15 protein-coding genes and 1 pseudogene are annotated in these 14,038 nt (G+C 66.5%); 3 read left to right on the top strand and 13 right to left on the bottom strand.

Annotated elements, in window-relative coordinates; translation table 11 throughout:
- Positions 1-11: 11 nt before the first annotated feature.
- Positions 12-1,136 (bottom strand): alpha/beta hydrolase, encoded by a 1,125-nt coding sequence (locus ACFQ9R_RS21695; protein ID WP_378992792.1) that lies wholly within the window; start codon positions 1,134-1,136, stop codon positions 12-14.
- Between the two features lie 52 nt (positions 1,137-1,188).
- Here ACFQ9R_RS21695 and ACFQ9R_RS21690 point away from each other — a divergent pair, with 52 nt between their 5' ends.
- The gene (locus ACFQ9R_RS21690) at positions 1,189-2,880 is read left to right on the top strand and encodes a sigma-54-dependent Fis family transcriptional regulator (RefSeq protein ID WP_378992790.1); all 1,692 of its coding nucleotides are present in this window, start codon (positions 1,189-1,191) and stop codon (positions 2,878-2,880) included.
- 98 nt (positions 2,881-2,978) lie between these two features.
- Here the strand turns inward: ACFQ9R_RS21690 and ACFQ9R_RS21685 are convergent, their stop codons facing one another.
- The 3 genes from ACFQ9R_RS21685 to ACFQ9R_RS21675 all read right to left on the bottom strand — a co-directional run bounded on the left by ACFQ9R_RS21685 (position 2,979) and on the right by ACFQ9R_RS21675 (position 5,286).
- Positions 2,979-3,422, bottom strand: coding sequence for a hypothetical protein (locus ACFQ9R_RS21685; RefSeq protein ID WP_378992788.1), 444 nt, complete (start codon positions 3,420-3,422; stop codon positions 2,979-2,981).
- A gap of 192 nt (positions 3,423-3,614) precedes the next feature.
- The gene (locus ACFQ9R_RS21680) at positions 3,615-4,250 is read right to left on the bottom strand and encodes a TetR/AcrR family transcriptional regulator (protein WP_378992787.1); all 636 of its coding nucleotides are present in this window, start codon (positions 4,248-4,250) and stop codon (positions 3,615-3,617) included.
- A 139-nt stretch (positions 4,251-4,389) separates the two neighbouring features.
- Positions 4,390-5,286, bottom strand: coding sequence for a carbonic anhydrase (locus tag ACFQ9R_RS21675; RefSeq protein ID WP_378992785.1), 897 nt, complete (start codon positions 5,284-5,286; stop codon positions 4,390-4,392).
- A 284-nt stretch (positions 5,287-5,570) separates the two neighbouring features.
- On the opposite strand from ACFQ9R_RS21675, the pseudogene ACFQ9R_RS21670 reads away from it, so the two are divergent.
- Positions 5,571-5,813, top strand: a pseudogene (locus ACFQ9R_RS21670) (nitrilotriacetate monooxygenase); the annotation flags it as partial.
- Between the two features lie 67 nt (positions 5,814-5,880).
- On the opposite strand, the gene ACFQ9R_RS21665 reads toward ACFQ9R_RS21670, so the two are convergent.
- On the bottom strand, positions 5,881-6,189 hold the full coding sequence (locus ACFQ9R_RS21665; protein ID WP_378992783.1) for a transcriptional regulator: 309 nt from the start codon (positions 6,187-6,189) through the stop codon (positions 5,881-5,883).
- On the bottom strand, positions 6,186-6,650 hold the full coding sequence (locus tag ACFQ9R_RS21660; protein ID WP_378992781.1) for a hypothetical protein: 465 nt from the start codon (positions 6,648-6,650) through the stop codon (positions 6,186-6,188). The genes ACFQ9R_RS21665 and ACFQ9R_RS21660 overlap by 4 nt, the downstream gene beginning before the upstream one ends.
- A gap of 205 nt (positions 6,651-6,855) precedes the next feature.
- On the opposite strand from ACFQ9R_RS21660, the gene ACFQ9R_RS21655 reads away from it, so the two are divergent.
- Entirely contained in the window at positions 6,856-7,509 is a 654-nt protein-coding gene (locus tag ACFQ9R_RS21655) for a TetR/AcrR family transcriptional regulator (RefSeq protein ID WP_378992779.1), read from the top strand.
- Here the strand turns inward: ACFQ9R_RS21655 and ACFQ9R_RS21650 are convergent.
- From ACFQ9R_RS21650 to ACFQ9R_RS21620, 7 genes are all read right to left on the bottom strand, one after another.
- Positions 7,470-8,015 (bottom strand): nuclear transport factor 2 family protein, encoded by a 546-nt coding sequence (locus tag ACFQ9R_RS21650; RefSeq protein ID WP_378992778.1) that lies wholly within the window; start codon positions 8,013-8,015, stop codon positions 7,470-7,472. The genes ACFQ9R_RS21655 and ACFQ9R_RS21650 overlap by 40 nt on opposite strands.
- Positions 8,012-8,641, bottom strand: coding sequence for an OsmC family protein (locus ACFQ9R_RS21645; RefSeq protein WP_378992776.1), 630 nt, complete (start codon positions 8,639-8,641; stop codon positions 8,012-8,014). Before ACFQ9R_RS21645 ends, ACFQ9R_RS21650 begins: the two co-directional genes overlap by 4 nt.
- The gene (locus ACFQ9R_RS21640; protein ID WP_378992774.1) at positions 8,638-9,624 is read right to left on the bottom strand and encodes an ABC transporter permease; all 987 of its coding nucleotides are present in this window, start codon (positions 9,622-9,624) and stop codon (positions 8,638-8,640) included. Before ACFQ9R_RS21640 ends, ACFQ9R_RS21645 begins: the two co-directional genes overlap by 4 nt.
- Entirely contained in the window at positions 9,621-10,574 is a 954-nt protein-coding gene (locus ACFQ9R_RS21635) for an ABC transporter permease (RefSeq protein WP_378992773.1), read from the bottom strand. The genes ACFQ9R_RS21640 and ACFQ9R_RS21635 overlap by 4 nt, the downstream gene beginning before the upstream one ends.
- A 6-nt stretch (positions 10,575-10,580) precedes the next feature.
- Positions 10,581-12,206, bottom strand: a complete 1,626-nt coding sequence (locus tag ACFQ9R_RS21630) for an ABC transporter substrate-binding protein (RefSeq protein WP_378992771.1) — start codon at positions 12,204-12,206, stop codon at positions 10,581-10,583.
- A 485-nt stretch (positions 12,207-12,691) separates the two neighbouring features.
- Positions 12,692-13,093, bottom strand: coding sequence for a GFA family protein (locus ACFQ9R_RS21625; protein ID WP_378992769.1), 402 nt, complete (start codon positions 13,091-13,093; stop codon positions 12,692-12,694).
- A gap of 58 nt (positions 13,094-13,151) precedes the next feature.
- Positions 13,152-14,021, bottom strand: a complete 870-nt coding sequence (locus ACFQ9R_RS21620; RefSeq protein ID WP_378992768.1) for an SDR family oxidoreductase — start codon at positions 14,019-14,021, stop codon at positions 13,152-13,154.
- Positions 14,022-14,038 lie beyond the last annotated feature (17 nt).

Here is a 14,038-nt window from a genome sequence, read left to right as displayed (position 1 = left end):
GGGACTGGGTTTCAGTTCGACGAACTGAATGCGGAGCCGAACCAATCGGCGGCCTTCGCGGCGGCGACATTGGTGTCGCGCTGGTCGGAGTACAAACTCATGTGACTGACCGAGGGCAAGATCTCGAGACGTTTCGCCGGGCTGGCGATGTCGTTGAATGCCGCGATCTCGCGGTCCCACATCGTGATGTTGTCGCCCTCGGCGACGATCATCATCACCTTCTTGTCGAGAATGCGCGGCAGGAAGGGGAACACCGAGTAGTTCAGCAGCAACTCGGTGGACTCGAGCGTGCTCCAGTGCTCATGGCGCTCGGCTTCCCCGGACTCCCTCAGCTTGTTGAACACCTCACCGATTCGCGGGAAGGGCCAGGTGGACAGCTCTTTCCATGGCTCCAGCGAACTCATGCGCAGGGTCGCCCCTTCCCCGCCGCCGGCGCGAATCCTGCGGTCGGCCAGGATCGCCGCCTCCAGTTCCGCGAACGCGACTTCACCGTGCGCACGGCGCATGTTGTCATAGCCTTCGACCACCGGAACCACGCTCACCGCGGCCTTCACGCGGCTGTCGGTGGCGGCCAGCACCAGGGCGTGCCCGCCGCTGTAGGAGATGCCGAACACTCCCAACTGTTGCGCATCGACATCGTCGCGAGTTTCGACATAGCTCAGTGCGTTCTTGTAATCGGCGATCTGTTCCCATGGATCGATGTGCTGGCGCCGGGCGCCGCTGCTCTCACCGAATCCCCGATAGTCGAATCCGAGGAATTGCACCTGCTGCTCGGCCACGATTCGCGCGACATGTGGAAGGACGATTTCCTTGACGTAGCACCAGCCACCGCCGGCAACCACCGTGGGCAAGGGACCCTCCACACCGTCGGGCCGGAACAGGGTGCCGACCAAGGTCTCGCCATCACTCTGAAATAGGACGCGCTCTTCCATGAGCTGTTCCTCCGCTGCATCGAGAAAGAATTGAATTCGGCGAGTGCCGTGAAAGAAGGCTATGTGCGCCGCGTCACCTCGCAGTGTCTCGATTTCGAGATCGCACCGACCGATTCCTTCGACAGCGCGACTTCGTGTCGCAGATCTGAGACACTCCTCGCCGGCGTTCGGGGTTACCATCAGGGCAAGTGTGTTGCCGGTCACACAAGGTGGTGATGCGAATTACCCGTGCTGAGCAGCGACGATGAGGAGAGCTATGAATGATCAATCGCTGATTGCCGCGGCGCGGGAAGCATTTCTGCACGAGGGAGTGGAATCTGCCGATGTCCGCCCGGCCACGCTGCGTGCGTGGAAGCGCGCCAAGCTCGGCGGCGTCCGCCCCGACACCGAACCGGCCGTGGTCTTCGCTTCCGCGATGAACCCCGACAGCGCACTGCTGCGCGCGGTCCGACCCGTGGTTCACGACATCATGGCCCAGCTGGGCACCGCCGAATTCGCGATGATGGTGACCGACCGTGATGCCTACATCGCCGACCGGTGGGTCTCCAGCACCTCGATGGGCACCTTGCTCGATGGCATGGGGGTACTGAAGGGTGCGCGGTTCGACGAGGCCAGCGTCGGATCGACCGGGCTCGGAACCGTGCTGGAGGAACGCGCGATCTCCATCGTCGACGGCGCCGAACACTTCAACCGATGCTTCGACCCCGTTGTCGCTGTCGGAGTGCCGGTGATCCGGCCCGGCAGCGGAAGCATCGAAGGCGTTCTCGACCTCGTCTGTCCCACCGGCGCCCCCCACGAGGTCCTCGCCGCACTCGTCGAGCGCGCCGCCCGCGATGCCGGGGATCGCCTGCTCAGCGGATACGCCGCCGACGACCGCGCCCTACTCGACGCCTTCCTGCACGCCGATCGCCGGGGATCACGTCGACCCGTGATCGCCCTCAACGATCGCATCATCATGGCGAACACCCTCGCGTCGGCGCTGGTCGATTCCCGCTACTCCCACGACCAGCTGTGGGAGTCGGTCCAGCGAACCATCGCCCTCGGTGGGCAACCACTGCGCTTGACCGCGAGTGACGGCTCCCCCCTCGATGTCGGGCTGCGACTGGTTCACCACTCCGGCGATGTCGCGGGAGCCCTGCTGCAGCTGTCGACCATGCCGGCGAAACCCACTCGGTCCTCGCCCACCTCGGACTCTGTCTCCGCCCTCGTCGACGCGATACTCGACGAACTCCCCGGCCGCAGCTGGCTGTGGCAATCAGCCGTCCATTCGGCAGCGCGAGCAGGCACCACCGAGGGCCGCCTGCTCCTCTACGGTTCGCCGGGTGTAGGAAAGACCGCCCTTGCCGGCGCGGTGACCGGCAACCGTGTCGCGACAGCGGGAAAAGCGAGCGAGGGCAGGCTGCTCGGCGATCTCACTCATCGCGGCTCCGATGAATTGGCAACGCTGGGTGCCGAACTGGACGCCGACGATCACGGCTTCGCCGTGGCAACCCTCACCGCCGAGCGTGCCGAGGACATCGACCCTCGCCTGCTGACGATGTTCGAATATGTCGTGGAGGTTCCCGACCTGTCCCGCCGCCCCGAAGACGTCACCGATCTCGCCGAAACCCTCGTCCGTCGCTTCAGCGCGGGCACCGTCGGACTCGCCGTGCCAACCATTCGTGAACTCTGCCAACGTGATTGGCGCGGCAATGTCGCCCAGCTCAGCCGCACCCTGCGCGCCGCACTCGATCACACCACCGGTCCACGCCTACAACCCGCCGACCTGCCCACCACCACGACGCACACCTCCCCCCACAAACGCCTGAGCCATCTGGAACAAGCGGAACGCGAAGCGATCGCCGGCGCGCTTCGGCGAGCCAACGGAAACAGACTCAAAACCGCTGAGGCGCTGGGCATCTCACGCGCAACCCTGTACCGAAAGCTGGCTGCGCTGGGATTGGGCTGAGGTCGCGAAGAACTCATCACCCGCACCGCATCCGATCACGAACGGCGCCTCCGGAATTCCGGGGGCGCCGCTCGGGCACTTCACACCGCGTCAGCGGATCAGGCTTCGCGCACCGCCGTGACGATGGCGACAACCGCCGCGGACAACGCCCCGGTCACCACCGCGCCGAGGACAACGACGGCGGCGGCGACCGTGAACTGATCCCAGCCCACCATGAGCGCGGCCACGCCGAGGACCACGAGGATCGCGTCTACGCCAACAGCGGCCAGGACAGCGTCGTCGCGGTCCAGTAGCCGGGAAGTCAGCGCAACGGTGGCCAGGCCGAGCAGGACGGACACCAGGCCGACCCCGACGAAGACGGGGACGGCCATTCCGGTGCCGACATCGGTCCCCAGGATCAGCGCGGCGAACGCGACGAGGCCGTACAGGACGCGGATCGCGCCCACACCGCGCAGCGTCCACGAGGACACATCGACGGGGGCGCCCCCGGTGGAGGTCTTGGTCGCGTACGCCATGCGCACAGTTGCCACCTGGCTGGTCATATCCCGCTCCTTCGACATTTTCACACCTTCGTGCAATTGCACGTATCTGTGAAACTACGTCCATTGCACACCAATGTGCAAGAACTCGTGAAGGGACTCACACCCACCCGGTTTCGTGCCGGAGAGCACACCTTGGATCCGTTCGGGGACAGGATGTTTCGACGAGCGATCGCCCGACGAGCACACCCGCGATCAGTGCTGCGCGGCCTCAGCGGCGGACCGGGCGATCTCCGCGGCACCGGAACGGTCGACGCCGACCGCGATCAGGCAAGCCACGGCAGCGTCGCGCGCGGCTTCGGCACCGACCCATTCACCATCGCTGTGCGCGTTCAGCAGTTCGAGCACCAGCGCCGTGAGTACCCTGGCCAACGCCGCGGGCGGAAGATGACCAGCGAAGGTTCCGTCAGCTTGACCAGCCGCTATCAACGTGATCAGCCGGGCGCGGACGGGCGCGAGCCGGTCGGCCATCCGGGCCCTCGACCCGGCTTCGTCCAAGCGCAGCAGCAACTGGAACTCGTCGCCGACCGCCCACAGTGCGACCGTCATATCCGCGGTCGCCCGGGCGGGCGGTTGCGCGGTGTCGATACCGTCGAGTGCGCGACCGACCTGTTCGAAGGCCTCGTCGAGCATGCCGTCGATCAGCGCTTCCCTGGTGGGAAAATGCCCGTAGAGGGTGCGACGAACCATCCCCGCGGCAACGGCGATGTCTTCCATACTCGCCAGGGGATTTCGCAGCAACTCGTCCCCGGCCACAGCGACGATGCGTCGCCGGTTGGCCAGTGCGCGCGGCCCGAGGCCGACGGTGGTCGAGTGCGTCGTCGCAGTCACGTCCGTCCTTTCACCCACCACCATCCCACACCTGCGCAAAGGTGTGCAAAAAGCCGTTTGCGGTCACCGGCCTGATGATGACGGCTCGCCGTCGACGGTGGACACTCGGTGAAGCCCAGCAGAACCCAGCGAGTCGCGGTCACCGCTGATCTATGAGATGCATGCGTGCCGTGGCGATCTCGAAGTACATGCCGGCCAGGCGCAGTCGACCGGCGCGTTCGGCCGCGACGACGGCGGGATAGGTACGCAGGTGCTCGATCTGCTGGACCACGTTGTACTTGGACAGCTCGTCAACGACGCTGCCCGAATCCTCGGCGGGAGTCGGGTCGAGCACAGGAGCCGGTCGACCGCCGCTCATCCGAACCACGCTGGGTCGCGCCTGCTCGATCCAGTCGCTCGACTCCGCGATGTCCACGCCCACTCCGCGCAGTGCCGAGGACATCGCACCACACACGGAATGCCCACACACCACGATGTCGTCGACTCCGAGCTCCTCGACCGCGAAGTCGACCGCGGCCGCCACCGTGGTGTCGATGAGCAGACCGGAGCGCGCCCGCGCACCGCGCGCAGGGACGATATTGCCGCTACTGCGCACCACGATCATCTCCCCCGGCCCAGTTGCCCCGATCATCTTCGGCACGATCCGCGAGTCCGCACACGTGATGAGCAAGGTCCTGGGCGACCGTTCGGCCGAGGTCACGACACCGCACCGGTCCACGGTGGACAAGCCGACACTCAACCACGGGCGGCCGATCTCGTGGACAACCGCGAATCCGCCGGCTTTTTCGAAATTTTCCTGCCAGTCGTTGATGGTCGCGACGAGCGAGTCGCTGAGATCGGGCACGGCCACATCCACATGAACCGCGACCCGCGGCGGAATCGAGGCCAGCACCGACGACAGCTTCGACCGCGACGGAAGGCGCCCGTGAATCATCAGGTGCCACCCATCGTCACGTTCCTCGACACGGATACCCGAACGCAGGGCGCAATACAGCATCACTGTCACCGCGACCGCACAAGCGAGGAACACAACCATCCTGGTCTCCTTTCCGGCGGCGAAGCGGTCTACCTCTCGTCTCCCGTTCCGCAAGGGCCGCAGTCCCGGGTTCCACGCTCACAATCCCTGCAACTGCCTGCGACTAATCGTCACTAATGCAAGAATAACTAGCATTAGCGAGTTAAAGCAAGTAAATGTTGCATTAATGGGTGCTAAGTTGCGGTTCATCCGAACGCCGAGATCCTCGAGCACCGCCGCCGACCCGGCAGAATGCCGGGGCCCAGATCGTGGATGCCCGAAAGCCCGACATCGCGGGCGACGGCGGTCACCGCCGGATGATCGGCGCACCAGAGGAAGTAGCCGACACGATCGAACAGTGGTTCCGCGCGGGCGCCGCCGATGGTTTCAACCTGATGCCCGACGCCTTTGCCTCCGGCTTGGAGATCTTCGTCGACGAGGTCGTCCTGATCCCGCGCCGGCGCGGTCTGTTCCGGCACGAATACGCCGAATCGACTCTGCTCGCACGGTTCGGCTCGACACCGGAACGAGCGCGAACAACGGCGTGAAGACTGGCCTCGACGAAACACTGCCAGAACGCGAGGACCTGGGGCCTGCGAGGTCAGGCCCGTCGAATCAGGACGGTGTGGCCGGTGTCGCGGCGGCGACGATTTCCTGCAGGGCGGCGATATGGCCGGCGAAGGCGTCCCGTCCACGCTCGGTCAGGTGCGCGCGGACTTTGCGGCGGCTGCCGTCCAGGCGGCGTTCGGTGGTGACATAACCGGCCGACTCGAGGGTCGCGAGCTGCTTGGACAGGGCCGAATCCGACAGCCCCAGGCGATCTTTGAGGAAGGCGAACTCCGCCCAGTCGGCGGCTGCGAGCGTCGCGACCAGCGAGAGCCTGGTGCTGGGATGGATGAGTTCGTCGAAGCGGGCCTGCGTCACGCGCGGAACCAATGCCGCAGGACGCGAAGGATTTCCGGACCACCGAAGCCGATGATCGCGGCAACCAGCACTCCGGCCCAGATTCCGGGGTTACGGTCACCGTCCGCGTTCAGGGCCATCGCCACGCCGATGGTGAGGCCGACGAGCGCGAACAGCATGCCCACAACCACGATCGGGGTGCGGCGTCCGGCCACGGCCGCGCTCACATGCACCTGGTCGGTCCGCCGACGCCCGCCGAGCAACCGCGAGGCGACGAACGAGTGCCCAGCACCGAAGATCAGCGTCGCGGCGATGATCAGCCATGATGGCCCGAGGTCACCGATCACACCGAGCACGACCCACCCGGCGGCCATTGCCCACCAGTACCCGCGTGGCAGCCCGACCTCCTCGGCCACTCGACGGCGCGCGTGCTCGACCGCCGCCAGCGCGGCTCGTGCCTGGTCCGGAGCGATGTTCTCCATGGTGGTCTCACTTTCCTAGCCGGAAAGTCAAGGATCTACTTTCCCACTAGGAAAGTCAAGAGGCCGGCGCTTCCTCCGATATCGACACTCGGCGCACAACGGTGAGTCGACATCGGTTGCCGCCGAGTCGAAGCACGGGCCACACCTGGTACGCCGAACTGGACTCACCGGTCTGATATGAGGCACCTATCGGTAAAGTAGAGGCGTGGTGGATCTGCCGGCGGCACGTGGACGTATCGACAAACGGCGTGCGATTCTGGAGGCGGCGTTCTCGGTGTTCTCCTGCCAGGGGTACGACCAGTCGAGCGTGCAGGACATCGCGGACGAGGCCGGGGTCTCGAAGCAGACGGTGTACAACCACTTCGAGGACAAGCAGCGCGTGTTCGACGAGGCAATGGCGGCGACGGCCGAATCCGTGCTGGCCGACAACCTCGCCGCGATAGAGCGCTTGCGGACGCCGGTGGCCGATCTGCGGGCGAGCCTGCACGAGGTGACGCGCGAGATCCTCGAGGTGAACTGCGAGCATCGTTCGCGCGCCCTGCGATGGCTGACCTACGCCCAGGTCGCCCGCTTTCCGCATCTGATCGAGGTCGTGCAGAACCGAACCTCCGATCGACTCGGCCCCGCCCTGGCCGACCGGCTGGCACGGCTGGTGCTGTCGGGTCAGCTGCGTCCGTGCGACCCCGATCAAGCGGCCGAACAGCTGCTGGCCATGCTCAGCGCTCCCGCCGAGGCACGCTCCCGCATGGGAACGCGCGACGTGCCCGCGGCCGACATTCGCTTCGTCGCCGAGGGCGCCGTCGATACCTTCCTTCGCGCCTACGCTCCCCCGGCCGATCCGGGCAGCGTGGGCGCGTGAGCTGACCGCACGGCGACGGGTTCGGGCAGGCTCGGCGGTGGTGATCCGGCGGCCACCAATCCCGCGACCGGTGTGACGAGCCGTCGTGCGATGAGCCATCTCCCGTCGACGAACGCGAAATCGTCCTCGACATGGCCGATCGTGGTCCAGTCGGCCGGGCGTAGATCGCCGCGGTCGGCATACTGCTGATACCAGTGCCACACCGTCGCACGGGCTTTGAGCCGCGGGGTATCACCGCGCCATTCCACGACGGTCTGGCCGAGGACGTGCGCCACTCGCTGCGAGCGCGGCGCGACCCTGTCGACCATGTACCGGGTGAACTCGTCGCGGCCGCTGAAGCTGTGTGGCGCCGGGAGCCGGTATTCGATCTGCGCGTCGGGCGCCAGGCATTCGGGTGCGATGAGTTCGTAGTTGCGGCTGTCGACGAGTTCGAAGAACCGGAAGAAGGTGCGGTTGATCTCCCCCTCCGCTTCCAGCCGCTCGAGGCGCTGCGCGATCGAGGTCATCGCGCATCCGACGGCGTCGGGGCGAGCGTCAGCGAACCGGTGATCGTCTGCGGATTGGTCAGCAACGCCAAGATGGGGCACTGCGACTCCACGATCCGGAACAGTTCGTCGATCCGGTCGGCGGGTTCGGGGGAAGTGACGAACACCTGGTAGCCGATGTTGTGGGGCTCGACCGGCGCGTTCTCGAAACCCGGTGTGCCTCGGCGTGGTTCGATCTCGGCCGTCACCTCGACCCGCAGTTCGTCGAGCACGATCTCGTGGCGCGCGGCGGTGATCTCGAAGATATGGGTCAGGCAGCTCGACAACACCCCCAGTTGGATCTCGGGCGATCCGGGACCCAGGTCGTACCCGGCGAACTCGGGCGGTGAGTCGCTGATGATCTGGTGATCGCGAATCCTGATGCGGCGCACGCCACTGCGCCCCTCCGCGACGGTGTGGGCACGGATCACTATCGGCTCGACCGGCGGTGTCTGCTCGGCTTTCGCCTCCAGCGCCAGCAGCGCCGCACGCTTGTGGATGAGGAACTCGCGCAGGCCGGGCAGAGGTTCGGCGAGCGCCGGAAACCCGGGCGAATCCCCGTTCCCGGTCGCGACTACCGGATTCTGCTGGCTGTTCGTCGTCGTCACTGATGCTTCTCCTCGGTCTCGGTGGTGGAAACGGCCGCGGGGGCGCGGTCGCCGACGGGTCCGTGTGGTGTCGCGCGACGGCTCCATTCGCCGTCGAGCGCGTGGGCGATCCGGTTGACCGACAGCACGGTCGCGACGACAACCAGACCCGGCAGGGTCGACAGCCACCACGCGTTGGCCAGGTAGTTACGGCCGCCGGCGATCAAGGTGCCCCACTCCGGCGCCGGGGGCGCGGCGCCGAAACCGAGAAAGCTCAGCGACGCGACCGCGAGTACCGCGGTGCCCAGTTCGAGCGTCGCGAGCACGAGTACCGGGCCGCGCGCGTTCGGCAGCACGTGCCGCACCATCACCACATACCAGCGTGTTCCGGACGCGCGCGCGGCATCGACATAGTCGGCCTCGCTGACCCGCAGCACCTCGGCCCGCATCACCCTCGCGAAACCGGCCACCCCCGCGACGCCGACGGCGACGGCGATCTCGACGGTCCCGCGCCCGAGCGCGGTCACCAGGGCCAGCGACAGGAACAGCGCCGGAATCGACAGCACCACGTCGACGAGCCGCATCGAGACGCTCTCCACCCACCCGCGCACGAATCCGGCGAGCAACCCGATCGCCGCGCCGACGACCAGGGCCACCCCCACCGCGATGAGCGTCGCCTGCAACGACAGCGCGGTGCCGTGGATCACGCGCGTGTAGTGGTCGCGGCCCAGTTCGTCGGTGCCGAACCAGTGTTGGGTGCTCGGTGGCGCGAACCGCTGCGCGGGCGTCGCGCGCAGCGGATCGCGAGAGGCGAACAGTTCCGGGACGAAGGCTGCGAGCACAACGGACCCCACCACCAGGATCGACAGAATCAGACCCGGCCGGCGGAGCAGGAACCGCGCGGTCCCGGCGAGGTCGAATCGGCTCGGAGCGGAGGGTTTTTCGGTGGGCGGCTCGGTAGTCGAAGGGGCAGGGACCACTGCGATGATCGTCGAGGCTGTCACGCCGCACTCCTCTCTCTGCTCGGGACGATCCGCGGATCGAGCAGCGGATAGATCAGGTCGACGAGCAGGTTCACCGAGACGAAGACCACTGCGCTGAAGACGACGACACCCTGCACCACCGGAACGTCCTGCAAGGTGACCGCGTCGACGACGATCCGGCCCAATCCGTTGCGGGAGAACACGATCTCGATCAGCACGGCGTTGGCCAGCAGGCCGCCGACGAGCAATCCCACGACGGTGAGCGCGGGCAACGACGCGTTCTGCAGCGCGTGCCGCAGCCGGATCCTGGTCGGACCCACGCCCTTGGCCCGGGCGGTCTGCACATAGGGCTCGTCGAGTGTCTTCGACAGGCTCTTTGCCAGCACCTGTGCCAGCAGAGCCGCGGTCGGCACGGCCAGGGTGATCGTCGGCAGCACCAGGCCACGCCATCCGTCGTTGCCGAACGCCGGGAATACCGGCGCCCGGAACGACAGCACCTGGATCAGCATCAACCCGATCCAGAACGTCGGGATCGAGATGGCCAGCGAGGGCAGCGACAGCAGCAACTGCTGGAGCCAGCGGCTCACCCGGTAGGTGGCCAGGGTGGCCACCGTCGTGCCGAGGACGATCGCCAGCACCAGGGCCGGGACGGTCAGCTGCACAGTCTGCGGTAGCGCCTCGGCGATGAGCGCGCCCACCGGCTCACCGCTGGCGAAGGACGCGCCGAAGTCGCCGCGCAGCGCATCCGCGAGATGATGCGCGTACTGGGTGAACAGCGGCTCGTCGAAGCCGTACTCGGCGCGCCGACGGTCCAGTTCCGCGGGATCGACCGTCGTCGCCGCTCCCGACGCGCCCGCCACGGCATCCACGGAGTCTCCCGGCAGAGCGAACAGGAGCAGGAACGACACGGTGTAGGCCGCCCACAGCACCACAACCGCCTGTGCGACTCGACGGAATACGAACTGCCACATGACTGTTCAGCTCTTCCACGTATCGTGCAGGTGGACGTCACCCGCACCGGCGAACCGCAGATCGTGGACGGCGGTGCGGACGCCGAGCACCGACTGCTGGTCGACGATCGGCACCACATAGGCGTTGGCGACGATCAGTTCCTGGATTCGCGCGACGATCCGGTTGCGGGCCACCGGATCCAGCGTGGCAGCCTGCTGGTCGAGCAGCCCTTCCAGCTCGGTCGCCGGGACGCGGTAGGCGTTGCGCAGTTTGGTGGAGTAGAGCGTGCGCAGGGCATCCGGATCGGCGCGGCTGTAGTTGCCGCCCCAGAACAGATCGAAATCACCGGAGCGGATCAGCTCCGGGAACTGCGCGACCTGCAACTGATGCAGGACCAGTTCGACACCGATGTCCTTGAGCTGCTGCTGGATCAGTTCCAGCGCGGGCTGGAAGGTGGCCGCGGTGGTGAACCAGACGGTCTTCAGGCTCAGCTGCGCACCGTCCTTCTCCCGGATGCCCCCGCCCCTGGGGACCCAGCCCGCCTCGTCCAACAGCCGCTTCGCCCGGGCGATGTCGACCGCCAATACCGCACCGAGGTCGACGTAGCCGGGGGTGTTCTTCGCCAGCACACTCGTCGCCGGGTTGGTACCACGGGAGAACACCGTCTCGACGATCTGCTTGCGGTCGACGGCGATCTGGATCGCTTGGCGCACACGGGCATCGCCGAACAGCGGCTTGCTGTTGTTGAAACCCAGGTTGTAGCCGACGCCGGGAATCGTGTACGCCTGCACCGTGACATCGGCCCCGGCCAGCGCCGACTCCTCGGCCTGGGCAACGCGCCCGATCGCGTCGACCTGACCGGAGATCAGGCTGCCGGTGCGCACACCGGCCTCGGGAATCACCGGGAACACCAAGGTGTCGAGGTATGCCTCGCCCGGTTTCGTCCACCGCGCCGAGCCCCAGTCGTAGCCCTGCCGCTTGGTCAGGGTGACCGACCGGTTCCTGAGGTATTCGGTGAGGACGAACGGACCCGACCCGATCACGCCGCCGCTGCATCGCTCGGCCGCGGGCCGGCTCGCGGTCGAGGGCGCGACCACACCGAGCGACGATGTCGTGGTTGCCTGCAGGAATTGCGCATTGGGCTGCGCGAAGCTCACCGCGGCGGTCCGATCGTCGACGACCGTGGTGCCCACGTAGCCTTCGAGATAGGACGTCGCCTGGATCGCGAGAGCACCGAGTCCGGGTATCGCGTCGAAGCTGGCCTTCACCGCCGCGGCGTCGACGGGGGTGCCGTCGCTGAATGTCGCGTTCGGTCGCAGCCGGAAGGTGAAGGTGCGCGCGTCGTCGCTGACCTGCCAGGACTCCGCCAGCCACGGAACCAGTTCCCCGGTCGAGAAATCCTGGTCCAGGAGCGAATCCACTGTCTGCCGCAGCGAATACATCGTGTCGCTGCTGCCCGCTTGGTGCGGGTCGACGCATCCGGAATCAGTCCCGATCGCGAAGTTCAGCGTGCCGCCGGTGCGCGGCGGCTGCGTGTTCTCGCCCGATCCGGCACTACACGCGGTGAGCAGCATCGACGCGATCAACGGCACAGACAGGGACCGCCACAGCGTCCGGGATCGAAGTCGCGAAGTGGGGACGAGTTTGTTCACCGGCAGGTCTTCCTCATCGAGCCGCGGCGCCGGGCCTGCCCGGCGCGACCATACATATCGACCAGCGTGCACAATCTGATGGATCTGCTGGTCTACTCGAGTAGCCTGACAGGAGCAGTAACGGTGGTCAAAGGTTGCGATCCGCGTGCGTCGATCACTACCGCGGCACGCATTCTGGCCGCGGGGCATCACGGGTGAGGATCCATACGAGCTCAACGGTTCCCGAGGCGGACAGGCCGAACCAGGGTCGGCCCGAAGATGTCACCAGGTATCCGGCAAGGGCACCAAATGACCGCCTGTCCGCGGCCGAAACAACAAGGGCCGGTCCGCAAGTCATGCGAAACAGCCGATCACCGGCCTACAGCCGCGGGCAGTACGTCCCCTTCGACAGATCGAAGTACCGTCGCGGCGGTCACACGGTCAGGAGTCCGAACCCGGCGAGGATGTGGGGCAGCCGAGATCGGTTGTCCCACAACGCCAGTGCCTCACCTGAACGGGGCCATCCACGGGACCGCGTTGTGCGCAAAGCTCTGTTTGATCGGTACCAGGTGGGCATGATCATCCAAAGCCATAATCGTGATCCCCACCAGGCCCGCTTCATCGCCCTTGGACGCGACCGAGGAGCCGCACTTCGGACAGAACCCGCGCCAGATCTGCGGGAAGGTCTCGAACCAGGTCGGTTCGCCGCCTCGACCAGTCCACGCGAATCCTTCCTCCGGGAAGGACACCCACGACATCACCGGAGCCCCTGAAAGCCGCTGACAGTGCTCACACGAGCAAAGATGAGGAAAGTCCGGATCGCCGGTCGCGGAGAACCGGATACTCCCGCAGAGGCAGCCGCCGTTCACATCGCTCCTTCTCACTGAAACCATGGCATGTCGTTGCATGCTGCGCGTCGTCGATCAAGGGCACCCGACGCTCGACACAGCCTTCGCCGACGCAACGCTAGTGAGGCTCGGCGGTTGCCGGCTGATGGTCGGCGAGAAACTGGCCGAATGTTCTGGGGCCGCGACCGGTGAGGTCGGAGACCGCGGACGTGATGTGCGCCGCGGTGCCCTCGGCGATTCCGGCCTGGAGTTCGGCGACGTCTTCGGCGAATTGCGCGGGAAGACCCTGGGCAGTGAGTCGTGCGGCCAATTGCGCTGGTGGCAGATCGACGTAGGAAATAGTCCGACCGTAGGCAGCGGATAGCCTGGCGGCGATGTCGGTATGGCTGAGCGCTTCGGGTCCGGTCAGTACGAAACGTTGTGCCGAATCGCGATATTCGGTCAGCAGGGCCGCCGCGCACGCGGCGATATCGCGGCAATCGATGTAGGGCACCCGCCCATCTCCGTACGCGCCGATGATGTCACCCTCGGCAGTGAAAGTGCCTGCACCGGTGCGGAAATTCTGCATGAATCCACTCGGTTGAAGTATCGACCAGTCGAGCCCGGAAGCTTCGAGGTGCTGCTCGATCGACCAGTGCGCACCGCTGGCGAGTTTCCCGGATCGGCTCGCACCCTGGACCGAAACCTTGACCACCGTGCGGACCCCCGCACGTGCGGCGGCATCGATCGCGGCGACCTGTTGTGCGACCATCGGCTGACGCCCCGATGTCGGCTCGGCGCCCGCGGAGAGCAGAAACAGTCGATCAATGCCCGACATCGCGGCCTGCAGCGAGTCCGGTCGGTCGAAATCGGCGACCACGTACTCGCCACCGAGTTCTCGGCCACGGGCGGGGTTTCGGACCAGCGCCTTGAACGGTGCCTGCCGCTGTCGGAGCAGGCGGACCAGGTGTCGTCCGATGGAGCCCGTCGCGCCGGTTACAAGGATCATCACTGTCTCCCGTTAAA

It is taken from the genome of Nocardia sp. NPDC056541, assembly GCF_042794235.1.
In the GTDB taxonomy this organism is placed as follows: domain Bacteria; phylum Actinomycetota; class Actinomycetes; order Mycobacteriales; family Mycobacteriaceae; genus Nocardia.
The sequence above is the reverse complement of the archived record's forward strand: the minus strand, read 5'-3'. Positions and strand labels throughout refer to the sequence as shown.

Coding starts and splice junctions, on each gene's coding strand:
- ACFQ9R_RS21690 (WP_378992790.1), top strand. CDS start 1,189: ATGAATGATCAATCGCTGATTGCCGCGGCGCGGGAAGCATTTCTGCAC.
- ACFQ9R_RS21685 (WP_378992788.1), bottom strand. CDS start 3,422: ATGACCAGCCAGGTGGCAACTGTGCGCATGGCGTACGCGACCAAGACC.
- ACFQ9R_RS21675 (WP_378992785.1), bottom strand. CDS start 5,286: ATGGTTGTGTTCCTCGCTTGTGCGGTCGCGGTGACAGTGATGCTGTAT.
- ACFQ9R_RS21660 (WP_378992781.1), bottom strand. CDS start 6,650: ATGGAGAACATCGCTCCGGACCAGGCACGAGCCGCGCTGGCGGCGGTC.
- ACFQ9R_RS21650 (WP_378992778.1), bottom strand. CDS start 8,015: ATGACCTCGATCGCGCAGCGCCTCGAGCGGCTGGAAGCGGAGGGGGAG.
- ACFQ9R_RS21635 (WP_378992773.1), bottom strand. CDS start 10,574: ATGTGGCAGTTCGTATTCCGTCGAGTCGCACAGGCGGTTGTGGTGCTG.
- ACFQ9R_RS21625 (WP_378992769.1), bottom strand. CDS start 13,093: ATGCAACGACATGCCATGGTTTCAGTGAGAAGGAGCGATGTGAACGGC.
- ACFQ9R_RS21620 (WP_378992768.1), bottom strand. CDS start 14,021: ATGATCCTTGTAACCGGCGCGACGGGCTCCATCGGACGACACCTGGTC.